The following is a 23274-nucleotide window of genomic DNA, read 5'->3' as shown; positions in this document are numbered from 1 at the left end:
CGGAATAACGGAGTTTTATGGGGCTCCGGCTTGCCCCCCAGGACGAGGGGCTGCACTCATTCCGGAAGGCGTCGGCCAATGCGACAAATAGTTAGCGCTCCCCGAAGCAACCATCGAGGAGTCGCGACAGCCTCCTACACACCACCTCACGCGCCTTCTTCGTCTTGAAAACGGTGGGGACATGCGTGAGAAATCCTCTCCACCTGTATCTGTCTTGATCACGCTCTTTTGCTGAAAGGAAGTCCAACAACTCTATTGCAGAGTCCACATTGAATGCCCAAAGCGTGTGCGCCCGGTAGTGAATAGAGAAATACGCATCGTTTGGCCACAACAGGAGGTGCTTCCTCCTGAGGTGACATTGAGCACAGGCGATTGCACCCTCACCCTCGCCGCGCCGATCTCGAAAGCATTTCGGATGCGACCATTCTGATGCTTTATAGCCTGTTGGCAAGTTTTTTATCGAGCTTTCGGGGTTACCGTGAAGCCCTTGGTGGTAGAGTGCCCCGTGCCACGATTGGCCGATTGTTTTTTGAAACTTGCGGTACTCAAACAGATCACTTCGTTGAAAGAAGTCGATATCGCGCCGCCGCACGATTTCGCGGACCTCCGCAAACTCGAACTCGGCAAGTCGACCACATCGCGGGCACTTAATGTCCAAAAGATGAGGCATCGGGTTCCAGTCATATCGCCCAGTCAATGCGCCCCCTATTTCTTCATCCACATGCGCCGCATGAACTTGACAGCGGTGCCCCCCAATGCGAGCGTGGATGCCCGATCTTTCCAGGTCCCCAATCGCCGCGTCCTCATTGAACTCTCCGATTTGGCTCAGTTCCAGTTCGCCACTTACTGCGCATATTCTCGCCGTCCTTTTCTGTAGCGCCTCTCACTTCGAATCGCACCTCGTCCTGCACTTCCCCCCGTGCGTCAACCAACGCAAGTACGTGACGTCCGGGCCACGGCAACCATCCGACCCGAGCCGTGCCCGCCAGCGGTTTGCCGTCGAGCCGCCATGCCGCGCCCTTGGGCCACGCCGCAGCCACCTGGAACCACAACCGCTGATTGGCAGGCGGGATGTCGGGATCCAGCGCCACGATGGTCCCGTCGGTCGGTCCCGCGATGCGCCACAGCGGTCCGCTTGGCGCTTTGGTCGCCAGTGCGGACAGTGCAATCGTGCTCTGCGACGTGCCGGGCAAAAACCATTCCTCGCGTAAGGGTTCTACGTGCTCGGCGTACTGCACCGCGACATGCTCCAGACCCGGCGGTGCCGGAGGCGGCAGACTCGCCGTGCGACGATGCAGATAGTCCATGACACGGTGCCAGATCGGCGCGGCGCCCGACACGCCGGAGACGTCCCACATCGGCGCACCGTCGGCGTTGCCGACCCACACGCCGACCGTGTAGCGACGCGAATAGCCGACCGCCCAGTTGTCGCGCATGTCCTTGCTCGTCCCGGTTTTCACCGCCGTCCAGTAACGCGTCGAGAGCGGGCTGTCGAGGCCGAATGTGCGCGTGCGCGCCTGGCGGTCCGCGATCATGTCCGACACGATGAAACTCACCTGCGGCGAGAACACGGTCGTGCGCTGTGCGTTGCGCGTGGCGCCCTTTGATTGCCCAGCGACGCGCGCGTTTGCGTTTTGAAGCGGCGGTGGCATCCGCTCGTTCACGCCACTGGCGACGCCACCATTGGCGAGCGCGCGATAGGCGTTCGCGAGCGACAGCAACGTCACGTCCGCACTGCCGAGCGCAAGGCTGAAGCCGTAGTAGTCGCCGCTTTGCGTGAGGGGTAGCCCCAGCGCGACGAGTGTCTGCGCGAAGCGGCGCGGCGCGGCGTGACCATCACGAGCGTGCGCACGGCGGGCACATTCAGCGACGACCCTAGCGCCGTGCGCGCACTGACCCAACCCTTGAAATGCCGATCGTAGTTCTGGGGAATGTACAGACCGCCCCCCGTGGGCAGATCGATCGGGGAATCGTCGAGTAGCGACGCCGCCGTCAATCGCTGCTCGGCAATCGCCTGTGCGTAGAGGAACGGCTTGAGCGTCGAACCTGCCTGACGCGCAGACATCACACTGTCCACCTGCGCAGCCGACGACAGCGGGCCCGACGATCCGACCCATGCCAGGATGTCGCCGCTCGCATTGTCGATCACGACGATCGCGCCGTCCTGCACGTTGCGAGAGCGCCCCGGCGTGCCCAACTCCCGCAACGTCTGCTGCAGCGTCGTCACGGCCATGCGCTGGAGATTCACGTCCAGCGTGCTGGTGATACGGGTCCCCGCAGGTGGACGGCTTTCGCCGAAGACACGACGGGCGAAATGCGGTGCGAGATTGACAGCGTCGCGCGTCGTCATCACGCTGGCCGGTCGAGAGAATACGAGTTGCGCGTAGCCCTCGAGACCGTTGCATTCCGACGCCTGCCCCATGTCGCGAAGCATGCCGCACGCGCGTTGCGAGACACGCGCCGCCGCCGCGTTGGGTGCGCGCAATAACGCAACCGCCAGTGCCGACTCGCGGGCATCCAGACCGATGGGCAACTTGCCGAAGAGCGTTTGCGAGACGGCGGAAATGCCTACGAGTTCGCCGCGAAACGGCACGAGGTTCAGATACGCCTCGAGAATCTGATCCTTGCGCCAGCGCTGTTCCAGCCACATGGCCGTCGCTGCCTGACCGATCTTTTGCGTCACGGAACGATTGCGTGCGCTGGGGCGCAGATCGTCGTCCAGCAGCCCCGCCAATTGCATCGTGAGTGTCGACGCACCCCGCGTGCGCGAATGCCAGAGATTGCCCCAGGCAGCAGCGGCCACGCCGCGCCAGTCGACGCCACTGTGCTCGTAGAAGCGCTTGTCCTCCGAGACGATCAACGCCTGACGAAATGCCGGTGAGACATCGGCAAGCGTGACCCAGTCGCCGCGCTGCGCCTGCATGTCAGCCCGCAGACGTTGCAACGGCTCGCCATGGCGGTCGAGCAGAATCCAGTCCGACGCACGCCAGTCCTGACGCACCTCGTCAAACGATGGCACTGCGTGCGCCAGTGAGATACTCCCGACCCACATCAAAGTCACCAGCAAAGAACGAGCCCAACGGGTACTCCATACAACCGTTGGAGTCGCCGCACCCATTTCGTTCCTTTCTCGGTATCCCTCCCTCCTTGTAGGCGCCTCAGATTTATCCGCGGCGCAGCAAGGCCAGCACACTTTCCCCGTCATCATTGCTTCGCCGGCACCACCTGCACCGGCGCGTTCGGCGTCTCGCCATACATCGCCGGTTCGTACATCGCTTCGACGCGCGTGGGCGGCGTGGCGAACTTACCGACGTTGTTCAGCCGCACGGTGTACTCGATGCGATGCTGCCCCTTCGGCAGATAGTCGTAGTACGCGCGATAGGCGTCCTGCGCGCGCTCTTCGAACGCGGGCATCGCGCCTTCGCTCTTCTCGCCTTGCGTCGCAATGACCGAGTCGCGTTCGAGCCCACCGCCCAGTACCGTCGCCCCGCCCGGCAGCGGATCGCTCACCACGACCCAGCGCATGTCGGCCTGCGCATCGATATCGAGTCGCACGCGCAACACGGCACCCCGCACGAAGCTGTCGCCGGATTTGTCCGCCGCATCCTGCACCTGAACGCTGCGCGTGACGCGATAACCCGCCGCAAACGGCGCTTTGAGCGGAACCGCCGCGACACTCTGAATCGTCGCCCACGGTTTGCCCGCACCGGACTGCTCAAGTCGCAACACATCGCGCGCGTTGTCGGTGCCGGCGGCCGCGTTGCTCAGCCACGGCAGCGATACGGTCGGCGGGACGGTGCCTGCCTTGAGCTTGTCCCAGTCGACGCTCTGCACCCCGCCGCTCGTCTGGTTGTCGCGCTGCCACTGGACCGTGGTCTGCCCCGTCGGCGTATCGCGTTCGAAGCGCGCCGAGAAGCGGTCCACCGCCAGTCCGCCCCAGACGTTGGCCGTCGTTGTCGACCACGCACCGCGCGACTGAAGACCCAGCAAGCCGATCACGAGACGTGGCATATCGTCCTTCCATGCCGGGTTCGCGTTCATCAGCAACGCGAGCCGCGCCGCGTTGGTCTCCGGACCGACCATGAGCCACCAAAGGCCGTCGGTGCCCTGCGTCGAAAAGCCCACCCGCGTGCCCTGATACGACAGGCGCGCCCGCAAAATCTGCTCGGCCTGCGCCATGCGCTCTGCCCGTTGCGGCGCATCGGGCAGACGTTGCAGGATTGCGTACCAGTCGATCACGGCCGACGTCGGCCAGTCGTTCGGGGCAATCGTCAACGAACCGAGCATGCGGGCGTTGGCGCGACCGTAGCGCGAGAGCGCTTCGATCGCACTGAGCTTGCGTAGCGTCAGGTCGTCGCGTGGTGCCCAGAAGCGGCGCGTGAGGCGGCCTTCCACGAAGGCCGTCAGTCCGTCCTCCATGCGAGCGAGCGCGTCGTCAGGCAAACCGTAGGCGGGGTCCAGCGCCTTCGCTTCATTGCTCATCGCGAGCAGATAGGCCGTCAGCGTATCGCTGCCCTGATTGGCGAAACCCTCCTGCGGCGGGAAGTAGCTCGCGAGGCCATCTTCGTCGAGATACGACGGCAACGTGCCCATCACGCGCTTCCACTGCGCAACATCGCGCAAGCCGAGCGCCTTGGACGCCTGCTGCTCCAGACACGCATACGGATATAGCTCGAACCAGCGCTTCACCCCCGGCAGCCCCTGCGACAGGCGTGGCTGCATGTTGACGCGCACGCCACCCCGCAGCTTGCCCGTGCTGTCCGCCACCGCCCCCGCAGGCGGCACCATCGGCAACGTGAGGCTGCCTTCGACCTGCGTGAGCACCGACTGCTGTACCGTCGCCGGCAGAGACGGCTGAATGTCCTGCCCGACCTTGATGGCGTCACTCGCGGCAGGCGCACCGCCTGCTGCCGGTGCCTGCGCACTGACCTCCCACAGCACCCGCTGCGCACGCGTGTCGGCCAGCCCCGTCGGTGCAGTGACTTCCCACGTCACCTCACGCGACTCCCCGGCCGGCACGTCGATGCGTTGCGGTGCGAGCGTGAGTTGCGTTGCACGCGCGGTCAGTTGCACCTGCATGGCGTGCTGCGTCGTATTACGCACGGTGAACTGGGCTCGGTAGTTGTCGCCTTCGCGAACGAGCGGCGGCAATCCCGAGACCAGTTGCAGATCCTGCGTCGAGCGGATCGTCGCCGAGCCGGTACCGAACCAGCCGAGCGCCTGCGTGCCGGGCTTGCCGTCATCCGCCACTGCCACGATCCGGAAACTCGACAGCGAATCGTTGAGCGGCACGTCGACCGTCGCCTCGCCCTTGTCGTCGAGCACCACGCGCGGCTGCCACAGCAACAGCGTGTCGAAGAGCTCCCGCGTCGGACTCTTACCCCCGCCGCCACCGGCAGGCACCGCCTTGCGCCCGTAGTGACGACGACCAATGATCTCCATTTGCGCCGTCGCCGTCGTGACGGTGTAGCTGCGACGCTGCCACATGGCATCGAGCAGATTCCAGCTTGTGTTGGGTGCGAGTTCGAGCAGGGCTTCGTCCACTGCGGCGACCGCGACCTCGGACCCTGCAGCGACGGGCTTGCCGTCCGGCTGTGTGACCTTGATGCGGACCTTCGCGTGACCACGCACAGGATAGGTCGCCGCGTCAGGTTTCACTTCCACGGCAAGGCGCTGGCCCGCCGTCCCCACACGCAACTCGGTCAGACCGAACCGGTACGCCGGCTTGCCCAGATCGACCAGACCGGTCGGGGCCTGATATTCACGGCCCTCGTACCAGAACGCGCGGAACCACTCCAGGGGCTGTTTCCACCCCCACTGGAAGAAGGAGTACCAGGGCACTTCGTGGATGCGCCCACGTACCGCGAGCACCGAGACGTAGACGTTCGGCCCCCACTTCGGATCGACCTTCAGGGAGATGTTCGGATCCTTGCCCGAAATCTCCACCGTGCGCGTCTCCATCACACCTTCGCGTTCGATGGCCACCAGCGCCGTTGCCGAACGGAACGGCATGCGCACCTGCAACTTGGCCGTCTCTCCCGGCTCGTAAGCGCGACGCTCCGGCAGCACGTCCATCCGGTCGGTGTTGTCACCGCCGAACCAGACTTCGCCCCGGCCCGTGACCCACACACCGGTCGTCGACGTACTCAGGTTGCCCTTGTCGTCCTTCGCCTGCGCGACCAGCGTGATCTCGCCCGACTGAGAAAGCGATACGTCGCACGACAACTCGCCACGCTCATCCGTCTTGCCGCTGCACACCTTGCCGAGATCCTTGACCTCGGTGCGGTTGTCGTAGGCATAGAAGCCGCCCACCATCCGCTTACGGCTGCTCGTGGTGATACGCGCCTCCGCGCGTACCTCCATCGCCACGCCGGACTTCGGCTTGCCCTGCAAATCCAGCGCCAGCGCCTTGACCGGCAGCTTGTTGGTCACCGACACCCAGCTTTCGCTGCGCACGCCGGTGATCAGATTGGCCGGCCACAAGGTGGCGTTACCGCGAAGCGTCTGAATCTCGCCGTTCGGGTCGGCGAAGCTCGCTTCGAGCACCAGATCGCTCGGACGGTCGACCTTCGGCAGATCCTTGAGCGTCAGCGTGCCCGCCCCATTGCGGTCGAGCACGAGCCGTTGCTTGTCGGCCACCAGCTTCTGGTCGCTCGATCCCGAACTTTCGTCGTTACCCTGATCGTCATCATCGCCCCCCGCTTGGGCAGACGGCGGGCGATAGGGCGTGAAGCTGTAGTCGTCGTACCCGTCGAACGTGAGATCGCGCACGCGCATCAATGCCGACACGCGCACTGGCAAATTGCCCGCCGGACCTCCCGCGACGTAGTTCGCCTGCACATTTACCGTCGCTTCGGTCTTGTTGATCAGCGGTGACTTCACGGCATCGCGCACGCCGATCGATCCGGCCAGCACCGGCAGGCGGAATGCCTCCACGCGGAAATGCCCGGCGTCGAGCGACTGCGGATAGGTCTTCGGCCGCGAATCGTTGTCCGTGTAGTTCAGCGTCACCGCGTATTCGCCCAGCTTCGCGCCCTGCGGAATCTGGAACGTGTTTTCGGCGAGCCGTCCGTTACGCCACGTGAGAGGTTGTGTGTAGGTCTGTCCGGAACCCTCGTGCGTGATCGTCATTTGCGACGGCAGGCTCGCCGGTAATGCCAGCCCCTGCATCGTCTCCTGACGGATGAAGTGCTTCATCGACACCGTCTCGCCCACACGGAACAGCATGCGATCGAACACCGTCTGCGCGCGCACGGTCGGGCTGTTGCCACCGTCGGTCGGTACGTGGAAACGCCACGGCTCGATGCCACGATCCCAATCGGACGACACGAACGCCATGTCCGGATCGTTGCCCTGCGTGCGAGCCACCACGAAGTAACCCGAGCGGCCGGTCTTCTGGCAGTACCTGTAACGTTCGAGGGCCTTGTCGATCTTCGCGACGCCCGTCTTGTCGGTGACGGCCGTCGCGACTTCGCTGCCGTCACAGTCGAGCACGCGCACCTTTGCATTGGCGACCGGCTGTCCCTTGTCGAGCGTCGTGACCCATGCGACCGCATTCTCGCGGCCCATCTTGAAGTGCACGCCCAGATTGGTCACCAGCACCGTGGTGCGCACGTACATCGGCAACGACTTGCCGAGCAGTGCCGCCCCGAGGGAGGGAGACGCCAGTTCCACGACATAGAAACCGGGCTTCTGGAACGGAATACCGACGACTTCGAACGGCCTGGGATCCTTCTCCTTCGGCACGGGCAGCGTCAGGGCCTGAACACCCTGCAGCCCCGAGAGCAGGGACAGACTGCGAGTGTCGTATCGCGTGACCTTCTCTTCGACGATGGCCGCCGCGTTGGGTCCGAACGCTTCCTTCGCCGCCGGTACCGTCAGGATCGACGGCATTTCCTGCGCGATCTGCTTGCGCGTCATCGTTGTCTCGTCGAAGCGACGCACGCGCGACATCCACGTCAGCACCTCGGCGTCATCGTCGACACGCAATTGCAACGTCCGTCCGGCTTCACCAGCGCCCGCAGCCTTCGCCGCTTCGCCCGCGACGCCGAGACCGTTGATTTGCAGCGCCGGCTCGACCTTGCGCAACGTCACCGGCAACATCGGCGGCATGCCCGGCTCGGCGAATCGCTCCACGATGCCGAAGGGCGCCGCAGCAAACTTGGCCAGCGGCGGCATCGTTGCCGTCTTCGTCTTCAACGGAAATTCGTTCGCGTTGTCGAGCGCGCGGCCACTGTCGTCCGTAAAGCCTTTCGGCAGCGTGATCGTGAGTTCCGCCTTCTCCGGGAACGGCGCATCGAAGGTGACATCCGTCACGCTCGACGAGCGGTCTGAATCGCTGGCCTTCGGCGACCGCTCGGCCCCTGCCCCCTGCACGCGAATCTTCGCGGCCATGTCACGCGCTACGGGTGAATTGAACGTCAGACGAAGCGGACGCAACGGCGTGCACGGCGCATTGGCATTCTCGCGCTCGCAACTGAAGCTCGCCGTGAACGGCTCACGCACGTCGTATTCGAAACGGCGCGCCTGTTTGGTCGGCACCCCGGACGGCGTGGCAATCCCCGCCCCCCAGACCAGATGCATCTTCGCACCGGCCGCAAGCGTGCGATTGCATTGCAACATGACGACGCGCGCCGACTGCTTGTCGAGATTGAAGCGCTTGAGCAACGCCGTGCGCGTGTCGCCCTCGATCCACTTCACGCCGATACGCTCGCCCACGCCTTCGGTTTCGCACCAGGCGTTCTGACGCACACTGGCAGGCGTTGCCGCCCCGTTGAGGGTGAGAATGAAAATCTGGTTTTCGTCGATAGGACCGTACGACGGACGGATGGACGAGACGGCTGGGCCGCCCGTGTTGAAGGCGTATTTCGTGGTGCCGGAGAGTGCCGTGCCCGAGACGGCGGACAGGCCGCTGCGCATCTCGACTGAACACTTCGCACCCGGTGGCAAGTCGCTCTTGAAGTCGAAGACCCAGATCTTGGGTTCGAGCCAGTGGCCGTCGCCGGTCAGCGACGCATCCGTACACCGCACCGCAGCGGGCGCTGTCGCCCGGGGATCGCCTGCGGGCACCATCGCTTCGTCGAATTTGACGACGACCTGATTCACACTCGCGACTTCGCCCTGCGGGCTCACACCGACAATGCTGGCGGCGTTCGAAGATGCAGAAAATATGAACGAACCTGCAAACGCAAGGATCGATGCGGAGATTTTTCGAATCATGTATTGAAAGTCAATCTGGGCCGCTGGAACTGCAACTCAATCAAAATAGCCGATCCTCCAAGACTCCGCGTTTTGTCATCGCGAAATTCGTTTGAAAGCACGCCACCAAGCAAGTCTCACAAAAACGGACGCTAGAATCACAAAACCTCTATCGGCACCGCGTCTCACGCAAATACCCAAAGGCTCCATGACGACAACCAGTTTGGTCATTTCTTGGTATGACGGAGAGGCGAAACACCAGCGCCCTGCCCTTCATAAGGGGACTGGTTTATGGAGTAAACGCCATGTGCGATAGTCTTTGCAACTCCCTTTGTCACATCCATCCTCCGCCCACATCCCTGCGTACAACAATCGCGGTCAGTCTGGCCGGTGGGATTTGCTATTCCCCCTTCCCTCTTCGATCCGCGTCCCAGCTGAGAGGGCTGACATCCTGCAAATGATCCACGCCCTAAGACGGACCACCAGTGCAACAATCACCATCAGCAAAAACAGGGCGCAAATTTCCTCATCAAAGAGGCTGTCACCTCCCGCCCAATACCAAGTCCAAGTGCGTCGGCTCGACACCTCCTCATTCGAAGGATGGGGTCGGCTACTTCGATGCAGAGCATTCGCATGTGACCAGCCGCTCCCGCCTCCATGATGCCCGCCGGCGTGATGTCCTCCCTTGGCGTAGCACCCGAACGACGCCGTAAAAAGAGCTACCGCCAAGGTCACAGCAAATAGGAATACTCCCGACCTCACACGACGCCGCGGACCCCGCGTAGCCACAGTCATCAGTGCAACTTTTCCCAGAACTCTGGGTATCGGTGCTCAACGTCTTCGCCGCACTGGAAGATCGCGGCCATGTCATCGGGCCTTGCACGCATCGTGAGGCCGGTTGCGCAGGCCTCGACCGCGAAAGTTCGCAGCCCGTCCGAATTTGTGGGTATCCGCCCCAACTTCGCCACATGCAGGACGTACAACTCGTATCCATCCATCCGCTCTTGAGTACGCTTGGCGCAAGCAGAGATCGTTGCGCGAGCCTCCGGCGTTACACCAGGCTCCCCTTCGGGATACAGCGCGACAACGCACCCCTGCACCGCTGCTTGCTCATCTGGCGACAAAGGCCGGTCAACCCAATTCTTCTCCGGCACTCCTTTGGCGTAGCTCGCAACAGCCATTGCCATTGTCATTGCCACAACCACCAGGAGCTTGCAGCCCCTCTTGCCCCGAGGGGCGCGTCTGCTGCGAATCATTTAAGGTTCTCCTGAGCATCTACGGGGTGGTGACCCGCGCGCATGCTTGCAATCTCATCACCGCTCGACGCAGAACTCACCACCACGGTCCGGCGACGATCGTGTCGAGCAACGGTATATCGGTCATCCGAATCAACCCCGCAGACATCACCGTACGTCGTCGTCGATGCCAAACCTCTTGCGCTCACGTGGCCCATCTCACCGCCTCAATCTCGAATCCGCGTAACGCTCAAGAACCAACCAGACATGCGACTGCCGGCGCAATCATTGCCTTATTCTGATCCACTAAATCTCGTCCCTAGTACCTGATTATCGTAAGGATCGCCCGAACTTGATTTCATGAAGGGACATAATTGGGCTTGAAAAAACTCATGAACAGCACCAGGAGATCCCGGAATTTCCATGTAGCTAACAAGCATTCTCCGACGCTCACCTTACAAATTCCCACCTCATCGAATCAGAACCCAATCACTCTTACCTCACATCGGGATCATAAATCATGTAGATGCCAACTTTATTGGACCCGGCCCCGTCCCTAGTCGTCGCGACGAGGCAGTTATTGAGATCATTGTAGTGAAGGTCGGCGACAATCTGATCCTCCGGGAGAGAAATCGTGTTAACTACGCTGCCCGACGCGACATCAATGCCAATAACTCCACTTTCACCAAAGCCGCAGTACATAATTCTGCGCCTCCGATCAAGTACCGGACTCGCACAGTAGTTACGGTCATCGCGAACACAGACCCAGCCTATGTAAGCATTGCTCTTCGAGTCAATCCGATGCAAATAATTTTTGTGCGACAAACCATTTGGCTTATCGTAATTTGATAGCACGTAGATCATATCGCTATCGTTATCTACAGCAATACCAGCAACTATATGCCCATATCCATTCATTTCCCCCAAAGAAATCGAGGAAATTAACGAACCAGCACAACCATCGAAACAAATAATATTTGTAGAAAACACATCACCATCCGGGAGATAGATCTTCCTATCCTTAGTGACGGCGGGCGGCATGTCTATTACGCTGCAAACACTCCCAGACAAGTCAATCATCCTTCTGAACTTCCTCGACCCCACATCAACAACCACATACCCCGCAAAATCTGAAGAATAAACACCGAAATATACTTCACCATTGACTTCATCGTACACAGATTGGGTGAAATCAATCAGATCTTCAAGCACGCCAGGCGATTCAATCTTCACATTACAAGAGAGTTCCCCACCCCGTAGTTTGGCGTATGAAATCGTGCCACCACTTGAATCAAATTGATCTCTATGGCAAGACCCCATGAAAATCAGATCCTTTTCTCTCGCACAGCAAATTACCTTAATATTGGAATCATCGTTTCCGTGATTTCCACCCACTCTTCTTATTGAAGCGCCTTGCAAGCAGACAACAGCAACATCTGAATTTATCGATGAATTGCCCACGTCGGATCCCCTGCATGGGAGGAAGAATGAGCACGGAGAATTCGAAATTGAGCCGCCTCGCCCCATGCCTGTCAGATATCCCCCAGGAAATTCACTTGCCTTGACAATCTTTGACATTAGATATTCTGAAAAATAAGCAATCTCGACGAACCGACGAGGCGCAAGACGGCGTAGGACTCACCAACTTCTCTCGCCGACGATTCAAATGACTTTTGTCGCGCTGCGTCGACCTTGTGCCGTGGCGTCATCTCCATACCGTTGCCTAAAAATGAACTGTGCTTCGAATCAAGCACATGAACCGGCGACGCACGGCATACTGCCCCCCCCCCGAGCCAAGAAACGTATGGGAATTTCCCAAAAAATCGACCTTCTTGATGATAGGTACCAAGCGCCGATGGCGGCAGGCTCCTCTTCAGTTGCGGCGGACAAGCCATACGCCGAACAGCAGATATGGAATCAGAACAGCGGTAGCGGGCCAGAAGTGGTTCATGGCTACCGCCAAAGGAAACCGTTGGCGCAACGTCGCCGCCCAGACCCCAGATGAGCACTGCATTACTGCCAACGAAATTCCGACGTACGTCACACTTCCGACAGTCGCAATTACGGCTATGCCTGCGGATCGGGCACCGGCGTTGACTCCACAAACAACCGCCCCCAAGGCCGTCGCGGCTCCAGATAGGGCAAGAAGCCCTGCGACCCCGACCAGGAACTTTCCCCACACGATGGTTTGGGAGATGTAGGCGAGTTGTTGACTGAGCATCACTAACGAAAAGCAGAATCCCGATATGATGAAGAGGCCAACTGCTAACATTTTTCGTAGGAAATGTCCGCTGAAAGTATCCTGAGTCAGACTATCCTTAGAGGCGAAATATGCGGTCACGGAGGGCTGATAGAGAACGGCGGCGAGCAATGTGGCCACTAGCATTTGCGGGACCAGCATCCCCCACATAGGGAGCGACATATCGATCAGGTCCGTGGCGAAACCGAGGCTGGTAGTCGCGACGAACGTCTTTCGCGCCCACGCCCTGCCGGTCAAGAGCGCCCATCCAATAATCAGTTGAGAAATCGCGCCGACGATATCGGCTCCCCAAGAGGCCCAACTGGGAAATCGCAGATGACGGAGGAATTCGGCGTCAAAGGCTGATGGGTGCAACAACGTCTGCGGCATTCTGACGAGCGAAAAAGTGCCCATAGCAATCATGAACCAAGCCGCAACCGCCAGGGAAGCCGGTTGTTTAACCATATCAAAGCGAGAGTAGGGGACTCATCAATGGCCGACTATGCCTCGCCTGATGTCCCCGTTTGCTGATTGAATATGCAGAGCCTCGAAAGAGGACGCCTTCGACGCAATGTCACAAATCGAGCCCTTAGCAAGCCCGAGCTTACGACGAGAACTCATATCTATAACGCATACCGCTGACAATGGCGCGACACGAGGGGCAGGAATACGAAAAGCCTCAAGAACTGCACTTCAGAAAACGGAGAATATTGCACACCAAGCCCCCCCCCCCCCAAGATGCAGGGGTGGTATCTGCAGCCCACCTCGCACATCGCTTCGCGGGTCTCTCAGCCCCATAGGTTCGTCCACTCCCCAGGTCTCAGCACATCGAAATTTCCGTCTTGACAGAAATTAAGGAATATATAGACTACCCTGCATGGAACTGAAACCGATTGCCGAGAGATTCGTGCTTCACTGGGGCGAGATGGGCTCGAGGTGGGGGGTGAACCGAACTGTGGCCCAAGTCCACGCCTTGCTATATTTGGCGGCACGTCCCATGGACGCCGAGGAGATTACAGAAACACTAGGGGTGGCCCGCTCCAACGTGAGCAACAGCCTGAAGGAGTTGCAGTCGTGGAACCTGGTCAAGGTGGTCCGTATGAAGGGCGATCGCCGCGACCACTTCGAAACGTCAACTGACGTTTGGGAACTATTCAAGCTGATTGTAGCTGGTCGCCGCCAGCGGGAAATTGCGCCGACAGCCGTCGCCCTGCGAGAGTGTCTCGATAACCCGGCGATTGCGGCCGAAGATCCCGGCACCCACCAACGTATCGAGGAAACATTGAAATTCATTGAAATCATGAGCACGCTTGCTGATGAAATGCTGCGCATCAGGCCCGAGACGTTGATGAAAACACTCGGCGTCACAGCTAAGCTTAGTAGGGCTATACGCAAACGCGCCTGATGCGCGCCACTGTTGCGGGCGATCGCCCGCTTCTTTTTAAGAAGTTATTTCTGCATTTACAGAAACAACTGTAAATTTAGGGGATTATGGAAACCCCAGGACTTGTCGCTCAGAGCGCAGTTCCATTGGCGCTTGGTTTGCTTGTTAGCCTGTACCTGAAGGGGGTAACGCTACGGTTGCTGGGAGATCTGTGCGGTACCGAGAATCGCGCAGCCTTCTGGGTCCGCGCAACGACCATCATGCTCATTGCCGGACCGCTACTACTTGCTCTGGCGTTCGGCAATAGCAACGCGACAATCACGCTGGGCGAAATCGCCCGCCGCGCGCTCCTGATGGCGACCGCAGGGATTGTGGTCTCGGTTAGTGCGATGGCAGGGGCCATCATGAAGAGCATCCCGATCCCGTCCCAGCCGGTAATCAAGGCTTGATTCTCATGAAGATCCTTGTCTGCGGTGCATCAGGCTTCATTGGCCGCGCGATCTGTGAGCGACTGACCCGTGCTGGCCACGAGGTGGTAAGGGGAGTACGCGTGCCGGTATTCAGCAATGATGTTGCCATCGACTTCCGTGTCGACACCGCCGTTGAGGGTTGGCTGCCGCGGGTTCGGGGCATCGATATCGTCATCAATGCTGTTGGCATCATTACGGAGAGCCACGCGGCCCGTTTCGAAGATGTGCATTTTCGCGCACCGACCGCGCTGTTCGAGGCTTGCGCCAAAGCAGGCGTCCAGCGAATCATCCAGATATCATCACTGGGCGCCGACACCGGCGATACTGCCTACTTCCGCAGCAAACGCGCAGCGGATGAGGTTTTGATGCGATTGCCTGTGGAATGGCAGATCCTATACCCGTCTCTGGTCTATGGACAGAATGGCGTATCCGCGTCGATGTTCAGAGCCCTAGCCAGCCTCCCGGTGATTCCGGTGCCAGCACTCGTGGGGGTGGAGTACCGGCCTATCCACATTGACGACCTTACCGAAGCAGTTGAAAGCGCAATTAGTCCGGCAACGCCGCCAAGGCAGCGTATCGAATGCGTAGGGGCAAGTCGAATCAACTACAAAGATATGCTCGACTGCTATCGGCAGGGAATGCACTTGCCGCCGCCGCGATGGCTGACAATTCCTGCACCACTGATGGCACTTGCCGCGAAAATCGGCACCCTGATTCCGGGGGCCAAGCTCACCCCGGAAACCTTGCGCATGCTTCGGCAAGGCAATGTCGGCGACACGAAGCACTTGAGCGCCCTGCTAGACCGCGCACCATTGGCAATAGATGACTTCATCGCCCCGGACGAAGCGGAGCTTCTTCGGCACCGCGCCCATGCCGCATGGCGGCTCCCATTGTTGCGTGGAGCGTTAGCGGTCGTGTGGATCTTGACAGCATTCATTAGTCTGTGCGTGTATCCGACAAGTGAGAGCCTCGGACTCCTGAACGAGGTGGGACTTACGGGGGAGATGGCCAAAATCGCACTGTATGGAGCTGCGCTGCTTGACCTGAGCATGGGGATCGCCTGCCTCGCAAGGCCGAGCCGGGCCCTATGGGCAATACAAGGCGCGCTGGTACTCGGATATTCCATCATTATCGCGGTCGCCATGCCGCGCTTCCTCACTCACCCTTTCGGTCCGCTACTAAAGAACATACCAATCCTTGCCATCCTGTTCATTCTCTTGACCGAGTAACGCCCATGGAATACCTTGTCGTCAAAGTCATCCACATCCTCTCCTCAGTGCTGATGGTTGGCACAGGACTTGGCTCTGCGTTCTATCTCTTCTTCGCAAATCGATCCGGCTCCGTCGAGACCATCGCCGTCGTGTCTCGCCTGGTCGTGCGAGCAGACTGGTGGTTCACCACGCCCACCGTGATCATCCAGCCCCTCTCAGGTGCCTATATGCTGCATCTCGCTGGGTATCCGTTGAATTCTGCATGGCTCGTCGCATCCGCGGGACTATACGCGCTGGCTGCCGCCTGCTGGCTTCCAGTTGTCTGGATCCAGATCCGGATGAGCCGCATAGCCGCATCGGCTGATGAGAAGAAATCTACGCTTCCCGCGCACTACTGGCATTATGCTCGCCGCTGGGAGCTTCTGGGCTACCCTGCGTTTGCCGCAATGGTCATCATATATTTCCTGATGGTGCTGAAACCTCAGTAGGTTGCGTGCTCAGTCTGGCGCAGAAAGCGGATACTGTACGCTGAGGGTTAGCGCCCGGCCCACGGCGTAACTACCGGGCGGCGAAGGCCTGAATAATCTGGAGAAAACGTTTAACTTCCTCGCTTTGTAGATAGGTCCTGGGAGGGACGACCGACGCGTGCAGTAGGCTATCGAAAACGGCCGCCCGGCCAGCACCACGGGCCAGCGCACGAGTATGTCGCATCCAGTGGGGCAAGGCGTGGCGTCCCAGCCAGAAGACAATTCCGAGCCATTGATAGCGGTTCGAACCAGCAGCCATTCGCCTTCTATAAGGCCTCGAGATGCATGGGATAGCGGTACTACTACGACCTAGTATCGTAGTAGTGCCGTCGAACGACGAGGCCAACTCATCGTGCTCTTCGATCAGCCTGAGAAATAACCTTTCCCCGACAACCGACAGGGGATGGGCGGTCGGCCCGGGCGAAAAGCACATGGCAGCGGGTTGCCAGTCGGGTGCGTTGCCTGCCCATAGCGATCCTTTGCGGGTGTCAGGTTGCTTGACCGACAAAATCGTTAGCGCAAACGCTGACGCTTGATTCTTGGTGGAGTCGCAGCATTCCTGCGACGCAGACCAGTAGCAGCTAGGGATACGTTACCGAGGGGCCCGAACAATTCAGCGAGCGTCATACCCAACACGTGGCACACGTTCGCGATTGTCTCAATCGACGGGTTCGCCACGCCACGCTCGATTGCGGAGATATAGGTACGATCTACACGTGCCTCAAACGCCAAAGCTTCCTGTGTTTTCTCCGCCAGGTGCCTACATTGCTTGATTCGCCTTCCCAAGGCAAGCGAAATAGGGGACAGTTGGTGAGCGCCGGCGGCGTCCTGTTGTTTCGCATTCATGAGCTGTGAGGGTGTCAGTTGGGCGGATGCTTAACGACGCTGCGAGCATATCTGCCAATGTAGTTTATGCACTGCCCCCCCCATTTTGATCCTCGACTCCACCCCACTCCTCCTTTCCGACAGAAACCGAAGCTAGGCGCCCAACCCGTTTGCGCCAATGAAGACGACCAAATTTTTCAGTCGATAATGCTTTCGACTGGAGTGAAGGGACCTCGCTCAGATCGAATATTACCCAAGCATTTCGCGCCACGGCAACCTTTGACGGCGATCGCGCACCGCCCCGCCACTGACGAAATGCTGACGTGGAGGCGTTACAGCTGTAACGCGGCGTAAACTGGCCCGACGCTCCACCTAAACTCATTTGCCGTGCGTCGGGCTAAACTCCCTCCGCATGAAGGTCGTCCACCTCTCCCACACGCCCGTCGCGGGTAGCCCGGGCAACATTGTCGCCGCATTGAACCGGCACACCGACATTGCGGCGCGGCACATTGTCTACAACGCTGCGGCGTATGCGTCGCGCACGTTCGCCGTCGATCTCGACTGGCAACGTCAGCGCGAAGAGGCGCTGGACGCCATTGCAGCTGCAGACGTCATCCACATCCATCAGGTTTTTCCGATGGAAACAACGTTCGGCGCTGACCTGCCGAAACGCTTCGGCGACAAAAAACTGATCCGACAGTTTCACTCCGCTCCCGAACTCTGGTCTCGCGACGACGCTGTGATGCGCGAGCAAATCGTCAACGACCCGCTGCCACAACTAGTGATTGCGCAAGGACCGGAGCGCTTCTACCCCTTCGCCCGCGTGGTCCCCAACATCGTGCCAATAGACAACGCGCTTTATTTGCCGCATCCGGAGTGCGCGGGCGAGACGGGAAGCCCGATGGTCGTGTTCTCTCCGAGCGGCCGTTCGTCCGGCTGGCGCAAGCGATGGGAGACGAAAGGCGCGCCGCAGACGTTACGGCTGCTGCGAAAGCTTGAACGCCGGGGCCTGTGTGAAGTCAGGCTTATCACCGGCACGCCACACGATGACTGCCTACGGCTCAAGCAGCGTGCAGCCATTGCACTCGACGAATGCGTGACCGGCAACTATCACCTCTCTGGGCTTGAATCGCTATCGCAAGGGAAGCCAACGTTGGGACATCTCGATAATCGTGTGCAATCGCAATTGCGGCGACTCACAGGGGCGTGCGAACTACCCTGGGTCGACGTTCCACTTGAAGCAGCAGAGGCTCCGCTAGTCGAGTTACTGACGGACGCAGCGTTGCGCGCGGAAATCGGCGCGGCATCACGTAAGTGGATGGAAACTTACTATGACGACGCCACGATGGTCGGTCACTACCGTCAGGCCTACCTCGATCTATTCGACGCGCCCGAGCGATTCGGCGAGCGCCGCATCGATGCCGCGGCACAGTGGCTTGGCGTTGCGTTGCCAGATCTGCGCTGGCGAGCACGTCGCAACACTAACGCATTCTGGCGCGACCTGTGGGAAACATGGCATGGGCGGTGATGGACTAGACCACAGCCCGCAAAGGCTCCGCATTGGGATGCCCCCCCTCGACACGCAGTTGGCGGTCCGCACGGCATTGCCTCTAGAAACCGCCGGCACGCAAGGCGTCACATTCACCGAGGTTAGTCTTGTCGGACGCCCACTCCAATTGAAACTCCAAAGGGCCAATCCTGACCTATCGCATACCTGCGCGCCGTTGCGAAGCGACCAAGGGAGAGCATCAGCCTCTCACATGGGTCTTTCGTGTGTGGACTGCAGTTGCGAAAGCTGACAGGAATGCACTTATCTCCGACTGCCACTCGGGCAATTGCAGCATAGTTTTGATTTCAAATTACGTCTTACCAATCAACGGGACGCGCAGGAAAATATCGCCAATAAATCCATCGCTTACAGTGAATAGCACAAGCCGAAGCGAGTCGAGCATGTCCTCACCGCGATGAGATGCATGCGCTAACGCGATGGGTTTCCCCATGACCTCGAATCGAGAGACCATCCAATCAATGGCATTCTTAAGCCCCCCCCGGAATGGCTCGAACGTACTCGGGGCTGGCGATAAGGGTTCCCTGGCAGCCAGACACGAGCTCAAGAAATTCCAGAACTTCGACCGGCGTTCGCGGCCCTTCCAGGTCGGGAGAGAAGATAGGCAGGGTATCAAGGCGATGGAACACAGATACGTCAACACCCTTAGGCGCCGCGACCTTCAATGCTATTAGCAACGCCGTGTTGACGGATTCGCGGCGGGCGCTACCAGAAATCGCCAAGAGCTTCATCTGTTTTTCCTGGGAGGAGACCTGCCCGACCACTGCCGGATTTAGGGGGTGCGTCGCCCGTCATAATGCATCGAATCGGAATACGACTGACTGAGGGCCATCCGACAAGGATTGCGGCGTCGCGATTGGACGCTTTGGGGTCGGGAACGGTCACCGCGCGAGTCAAGCATGGGCAAACGCGGAGGCACATGTGTGATGTATTACAACGCGCTCGATTTCAGGGGGCGCAAGGTGAGTCACCACGAATATCGGGGCGATCCAACTCGATAATAATCGGAAAAAAATAGGGATGTCGTCCATGCGTAGACGACATCCCAAACCCAAAACAGAGGAGACATGACACGACCGGTTGCGGTCTGAGCCCCCTCAGACAAGAACACAACTCGGTCGGATTCAGAATATGGAGCACGCGTACAAATGAAAAGCTGGAAGTGCTGGCAGCCGAACGATAGCGCAGTGATTCAACAGCAAAGCTTAGGTTCGCAATGGAGACTGGTAGCATAAATGCGACTCTTCGCACATCCCAACATGGTACATTTTCGCTCTTGAAAGACGTGAACTGAAACGGAGCGTAGCGCAGTCTGGTAGCGCAGAAGCCTTCCAAGCTTATGACGAGGGCTCGCCCCCCCCCCCCCCTTCACCCGCTCCAGCGCGGAAGTGTGGCCGAGTGGTTTAAGGCACCGGTCTTGAAAACCGGCGACGAGCAATCGTCCGTGAGTTCGAATCTCACCGCCTCCGCCAGATCATCTATTCGGAACAATCCGAAACAGTCCGAAGCAATCGCGAAAACCCAATCACAACAAGGGTCTCCGCTGATACCGGCGAAAATAAATCGTCCGGCCCCGTCTGATACAATCCGAATAAATCGCAATTTTGTGGTAGGTTGGATAGTGGGTTTAGAGCACCTCCGCCCGTACACGCGAATTTCGTCCGCCAGAAACTAGGCCCCTAGCACTGGCGCGGGTTTCCAAAATGAAAACCGCCTCGCAATGGAGGCGACGTGGGACTTATTTCCGCATCACCGTCGGCCACTCGGCAGCGTCGAAAAAGTGTTTGCCGTCCTTGCCCATCCTCCATGTCGAGGAGTGAGCATGGCGGTTGCTGGCGATGTACTCGATGCCATCACGCTCAAGGGCAACGCGCTCGCTTCGGCGGTGAGCACGATGCCAGAGCGCTTTGTCTTCGGCTTCGCTGACCGCACTCGTAACGCCACAAATCGGCGTCTTGCGTTTGCTACGGCTCATGATTGCTCCGGCGCGTCTTCAGGATTGCGGCTCTTGAGCCAGTCGGCCAATGCTGCATTGATTCGCTTGCGCCAGCCGGACCCGGTCGCGCGAAACGCCTCGATGACGCTCACATCAATCGGAATCGACACCGTGACGCGGCGACGTGCTCGCCTTGGCCTGCGCTGTCGTGGTGGTCGGGGATGGGCTCGAGACATGGCTTCAGGCTGGCTCTGGGTGCAGACGCATACCGAGGGCGCGCATGACCTTGAGCAGCGTCGAGAAGTCGGGGCTACGCTCGCCGGAAAGCGCCTTGTACAGGCTCTCGCGGGACAAGCCGGCATCCCGGGCAACCTGCGTCATACCGCGCGCTCGGGCAACGTCGCCGAGTGCCTTGGCGATAAAGGCGGCATCGTCGCCGGCTTCCTCGAACGCAGCCTCGATGTACGCCTGCATTTCCTCTTCGGTGCGCAGGTGCCCAGCAACGTCGTAACGGGTAGTGGTTGTTGCCATGACTCAATCCTCCATTTCTCGGGCAAGGCTCAATGCATGCTTGATGTCGCTGTCCTGCGTGCTCTTGTCGCCGCCACACAGCAGCAGTATGAAAACGCCGCGGCGCTGCGTGTAGTACACCCGGTAACCAGGGCCGTAGTCGATTTTCAATTCACTAACACCCTCGCCGACCGCTCGCACGTAGCCAGGATTACCGTCGGCCAACCGCTGAATACGTACCTGGATGCGAGCGCGAGCGCACACGTCGCGAAGTCGGTCAATCCAGCGGGCAAATTCATCGGTTTTGCGCAGTTCTATCATGGGGATATTGTATCCCACTGGCTACAGTTATTCAATCCCACCCAATCCGGCATCGTCCGATACGTTCCGAGCTCCGCCAAGCTGCTGGGCTGCATGACGCTGATTCAGGTGGCTAGAAGCGGCGAGGCGCGCGCGGCACATGCACTTCGCATCAAACTGCATGCAGCCCTTAGGATGATGGTCCAGGCAGATTCCGTGAGCCCTCCGCCATCAGTCCGATGCGTTAAGATCTCGCAACGCATACCGGCAGTATGCGTTCGCAGGTTGCTGCAGCGCTCGACTCGGCATGCGGAATATTCCGTGATGAATGCTTGGCGATGGAATAGTTTCGCAACTGCATCGAGGCAAAGCTCGTGATCGAGGACCGGCGGGCGCGCTACTACGTATTGCGCCCGCATTCAAGTTTGCGGTACCTAGGCCGAGAATCAAACGGTCGGTACTACCGCCTTCGCTATAACAGTTATACAGATGGCGTATTATGGAGTTCTAAGTAGAAAGCCATAAATCCGGGGATATTGATGTGCGACGTCTCCCCCAATTTGAGTAGCGCGACGATTTAGAGTCCAATCATGTAGTCAGGAGATTGGACATGAAGAAGAGATTCACCGACGAGCAAATCATCGGCTTCCTGAGGGAAGCCGAGACGGGCATACCGGTCAAGGAACTATGCCGTCAGCACGGCTTTTCAGAGGCCAGCTATTACCTATGGCGCAGTAAGTTCGGCGGCACGAATGTCTCTGACGCGAAGCGGCTGAAGGATCTGGAGACCGAAAACGCTCGGTTGAAGAAACTGCTAGCGGAATCGCTGCTGGAGAATGAGGTGACGCGCGAGGCGTTGCGAAAAAAGTGGTGAGCGCACCGTCCCGCCAAGAGCTGGTGCGCCATATGACCGATAGTGGCTTGAGCGAGCGCCGAGCCCTGCGGGTAATCAGCATGAGCGCCAGCGCCTACCGTTATCAACCGGCGCCGGATCGCAATCAGGCCCTGCGAGCGCAGATCGTCGCCTTGGCTCAGCGGCATCGTCGCTATGGCTCGGACCTGTTGTTATTCTGCTAGCGCTTCTGTGGTCTTCTTAAGAGATTTGATGACGTCAATGCAGCTGCGCCAAGCGACTGAACTGTTTTTTGCAGGTCTGTACTGGCTTGTACCTCGGCCTTGACCTCTTCTGATTGATTCTTGCAGTTTGTCAGCCACACATCTTTTGCCTTGGCCAAATCGTCGAGTGCTCCGGCCTCTTCGAGCACTGCACGCACCTTCCCATTCGGGGGGTTGGATTAGATGTGTAATACGGCTGTGCTACTAACATCGGTACGAACCTGAATGGATCGTCGACAACTGCAGGATTGCATACCCAGGAACTCTGCATCAAAGACAAATTCGCGGCAATCCACGGCGTCACTCCCCATTCATCCTCGTCATTGATATGCGCCCTTACAAGGCTGGACGTCAGCAACGCCGCCACAACGTTTGGGTAGCCCATCTCGGCTGCTATCGCTAGCGGGGACTTGCCTTTCTCACGCGCAAGAAGGCCGTCGGTCGAGCCCCCGATAACATAATGGAGGATCTCTTCGGCCGCATCTGCTTCGGCGGCGATCATGTCGTCGACTTCGCCTGTCGTTTCTCCCACAGAGTATATGCGCCCCCTAAGCGCGTTGAGCACTACCGCAGGATCGCGTTGCACACCCGCGGCCATTGCGGCGCATGAAACCAACGCTGGAACCAACGAAACGGCTACTTGAAAGAGTATTTTTTTACAGAGTTACTCATGCTTTCGATTCCGCGAATCCTTGAACAAATTATTGAAATACAGGGCTAGTCGTTCAGTCGCCTGGGATATTCGTCACCAATGCC

Annotated in this window: 16 protein-coding genes, 1 tRNA gene and 2 pseudogenes; 7 read left to right on the top strand and 12 right to left on the bottom strand. The window is 59.3% G+C overall.

Annotation, left to right across the window (positions count from 1 at the left end; genetic code table 11):
• Positions 1–803: 803 nt before the first annotated feature.
• From pbpC to PAN31117_RS26065, 5 genes and pseudogenes are all read right to left on the bottom strand, one after another.
• A pseudogene (pbpC, locus tag PAN31117_RS26085) lies at positions 804–3052 on the bottom strand (penicillin-binding protein 1C).
• 152 nt (positions 3053–3204) lie between these two features.
• Positions 3205–9219 carry an alpha-2-macroglobulin family protein gene (locus tag PAN31117_RS26080; protein WP_150740757.1) on the bottom strand — a complete coding sequence of 2005 codons (6015 nt, stop codon included), beginning with the start codon at positions 9217–9219 and terminating at the stop codon, positions 3205–3207.
• Positions 9220–9992: 773 nt separating this feature from the next.
• Positions 9993–10454: a hypothetical protein gene (locus tag PAN31117_RS26075; RefSeq protein WP_150740756.1), complete on the bottom strand. Its 462-nt coding sequence runs from the start codon at positions 10452–10454 to the stop codon at positions 9993–9995.
• Positions 10455–10928: 474 nt separating this feature from the next.
• Positions 10929–12011: a hypothetical protein gene (locus PAN31117_RS26070; RefSeq protein WP_150740755.1), complete on the bottom strand. Its 1083-nt coding sequence runs from the start codon at positions 12009–12011 to the stop codon at positions 10929–10931.
• Between the two features lie 295 nt (positions 12012–12306).
• Positions 12307–13137: a hypothetical protein gene (locus tag PAN31117_RS26065; RefSeq protein WP_150740754.1), complete on the bottom strand. Its 831-nt coding sequence runs from the start codon at positions 13135–13137 to the stop codon at positions 12307–12309.
• A gap of 412 nt (positions 13138–13549) precedes the next feature.
• Here PAN31117_RS26065 and PAN31117_RS26060 point away from each other — a divergent pair, with 412 nt between their 5' ends.
• The 4 genes from PAN31117_RS26060 (at position 13550) to PAN31117_RS26045 (ending at position 16225) form a co-directional block, all read left to right on the top strand.
• Positions 13550–14077 (top strand): GbsR/MarR family transcriptional regulator, encoded by a 528-nt coding sequence (locus PAN31117_RS26060; protein WP_150740753.1) that lies wholly within the window; start codon positions 13550–13552, stop codon positions 14075–14077.
• A gap of 137 nt (positions 14078–14214) precedes the next feature.
• A complete protein-coding gene (locus PAN31117_RS26055) occupies positions 14215–14505 on the top strand; it encodes a hypothetical protein (RefSeq protein ID WP_246189263.1) in 291 nt (96 codons plus the stop codon).
• A 5-nt stretch (positions 14506–14510) separates the two neighbouring features.
• Positions 14511–15755, top strand: coding sequence for an SDR family oxidoreductase (locus PAN31117_RS26050; RefSeq protein ID WP_150740751.1), 1245 nt, complete (start codon positions 14511–14513; stop codon positions 15753–15755).
• Between the two features lie 5 nt (positions 15756–15760).
• Positions 15761–16225: a DUF2269 family protein gene (locus tag PAN31117_RS26045; protein WP_150740750.1), complete on the top strand. Its 465-nt coding sequence runs from the start codon at positions 15761–15763 to the stop codon at positions 16223–16225.
• A 552-nt stretch (positions 16226–16777) separates the two neighbouring features.
• On the opposite strand, the gene PAN31117_RS26040 is transcribed toward PAN31117_RS26045, so the two are convergent.
• A complete protein-coding gene (locus PAN31117_RS26040; RefSeq protein WP_150740749.1) occupies positions 16778–17110 on the bottom strand; it encodes a helix-turn-helix transcriptional regulator in 333 nt (110 codons plus the stop codon).
• Positions 17111–17501: 391 nt separating this feature from the next.
• On the opposite strand from PAN31117_RS26040, the gene PAN31117_RS26035 reads away from it, so the two are divergent.
• Positions 17502–18617, top strand: coding sequence for a hypothetical protein (locus PAN31117_RS26035; protein WP_150740748.1), 1116 nt, complete (start codon positions 17502–17504; stop codon positions 18615–18617).
• A 509-nt stretch (positions 18618–19126) separates the two neighbouring features.
• Here the strand turns inward: PAN31117_RS26035 and PAN31117_RS27620 are convergent.
• Complete coding sequence (locus PAN31117_RS27620; RefSeq protein WP_246185894.1) at positions 19127–19387, bottom strand: NADPH-dependent FMN reductase; 261 nt, start codon at positions 19385–19387, stop codon at positions 19127–19129.
• A 653-nt stretch (positions 19388–20040) separates the two neighbouring features.
• Between PAN31117_RS27620 and PAN31117_RS26025 the strand changes: the two genes are divergently transcribed.
• A tRNA-Ser gene (locus tag PAN31117_RS26025) sits at positions 20041–20128 on the top strand.
• Between the two features lie 266 nt (positions 20129–20394).
• On the opposite strand, the gene PAN31117_RS26020 is transcribed toward PAN31117_RS26025, so the two are convergent.
• The 4 genes from PAN31117_RS26020 to PAN31117_RS26005 are packed head-to-tail and all read right to left on the bottom strand — an operon-like array spanning position 20395 to position 21423.
• The gene (locus PAN31117_RS26020) at positions 20395–20631 is read right to left on the bottom strand and encodes a hypothetical protein (protein ID WP_150740747.1); all 237 of its coding nucleotides are present in this window, start codon (positions 20629–20631) and stop codon (positions 20395–20397) included.
• Positions 20628–20828, bottom strand: a complete 201-nt coding sequence (locus PAN31117_RS26015; RefSeq protein WP_150740746.1) for a BrnA antitoxin family protein — start codon at positions 20826–20828, stop codon at positions 20628–20630. Before PAN31117_RS26015 ends, PAN31117_RS26020 begins: the two co-directional genes overlap by 4 nt.
• A gap of 4 nt (positions 20829–20832) precedes the next feature.
• A complete protein-coding gene (locus PAN31117_RS26010; RefSeq protein ID WP_150740745.1) occupies positions 20833–21123 on the bottom strand; it encodes an addiction module antidote protein in 291 nt (96 codons plus the stop codon).
• Positions 21124–21126: 3 nt separating this feature from the next.
• The gene (locus tag PAN31117_RS26005; RefSeq protein WP_150740744.1) at positions 21127–21423 is read right to left on the bottom strand and encodes a type II toxin-antitoxin system RelE/ParE family toxin; all 297 of its coding nucleotides are present in this window, start codon (positions 21421–21423) and stop codon (positions 21127–21129) included.
• Positions 21424–22012: 589 nt separating this feature from the next.
• On the opposite strand from PAN31117_RS26005, the pseudogene PAN31117_RS26000 reads away from it, so the two are divergent.
• Positions 22013–22467: pseudogene (locus PAN31117_RS26000) on the top strand (transposase); the annotation flags it as partial.
• A gap of 8 nt (positions 22468–22475) precedes the next feature.
• Here the strand turns inward: PAN31117_RS26000 and PAN31117_RS27615 are convergent.
• Complete coding sequence (locus PAN31117_RS27615; protein ID WP_246189262.1) at positions 22476–22676, bottom strand: hypothetical protein; 201 nt, start codon at positions 22674–22676, stop codon at positions 22476–22478.
• Positions 22677–23274: the final 598 nt, after the last annotated feature.

The organism is Pandoraea anapnoica (assembly GCF_902459765.1).
Classification (GTDB): Bacteria; Pseudomonadota; Gammaproteobacteria; order Burkholderiales; family Burkholderiaceae; genus Pandoraea; species Pandoraea anapnoica.
Note: the sequence above shows the minus strand (reverse complement) of the source record. Positions and strands in the feature narration are given on the sequence as shown.

Bases quoted from the DNA above. Each gene is read 5' to 3' on its own strand.
- PAN31117_RS26010 (WP_150740745.1), bottom strand. From the start codon at position 21,123: ATGGCAACAACCACTACCCGTTACGACGTTGCTGGGCACCTGCGCACC.
- PAN31117_RS26065 (WP_150740754.1), bottom strand. From the start codon at position 13,137: ATGGTTAAACAACCGGCTTCCCTGGCGGTTGCGGCTTGGTTCATGATT.
- PAN31117_RS26005 (WP_150740744.1), bottom strand. From the start codon at position 21,423: ATGATAGAACTGCGCAAAACCGATGAATTTGCCCGCTGGATTGACCGA.
- PAN31117_RS26040 (WP_150740749.1), bottom strand. From the start codon at position 17,110: ATGAATGCGAAACAACAGGACGCCGCCGGCGCTCACCAACTGTCCCCT.
- PAN31117_RS26015 (WP_150740746.1), bottom strand. From the start codon at position 20,828: ATGTCTCGAGCCCATCCCCGACCACCACGACAGCGCAGGCCAAGGCGA.
- PAN31117_RS26045 (WP_150740750.1), top strand. From the start codon at position 15,761: ATGGAATACCTTGTCGTCAAAGTCATCCACATCCTCTCCTCAGTGCTG.
- PAN31117_RS26020 (WP_150740747.1), bottom strand. From the start codon at position 20,631: ATGAGCCGTAGCAAACGCAAGACGCCGATTTGTGGCGTTACGAGTGCG.
- PAN31117_RS26050 (WP_150740751.1), top strand. From the start codon at position 14,511: ATGAAGATCCTTGTCTGCGGTGCATCAGGCTTCATTGGCCGCGCGATC.
- PAN31117_RS26075 (WP_150740756.1), bottom strand. From the start codon at position 10,454: ATGATTCGCAGCAGACGCGCCCCTCGGGGCAAGAGGGGCTGCAAGCTC.
- PAN31117_RS26080 (WP_150740757.1), bottom strand. From the start codon at position 9,219: ATGATTCGAAAAATCTCCGCATCGATCCTTGCGTTTGCAGGTTCGTTC.
- PAN31117_RS26035 (WP_150740748.1), top strand. From the start codon at position 17,502: ATGAAGGTCGTCCACCTCTCCCACACGCCCGTCGCGGGTAGCCCGGGC.
- PAN31117_RS27620 (WP_246185894.1), bottom strand. From the start codon at position 19,387: ATGAAGCTCTTGGCGATTTCTGGTAGCGCCCGCCGCGAATCCGTCAAC.
- PAN31117_RS26070 (WP_150740755.1), bottom strand. From the start codon at position 12,011: ATGTCAAAGATTGTCAAGGCAAGTGAATTTCCTGGGGGATATCTGACA.
- PAN31117_RS26060 (WP_150740753.1), top strand. From the start codon at position 13,550: ATGGAACTGAAACCGATTGCCGAGAGATTCGTGCTTCACTGGGGCGAG.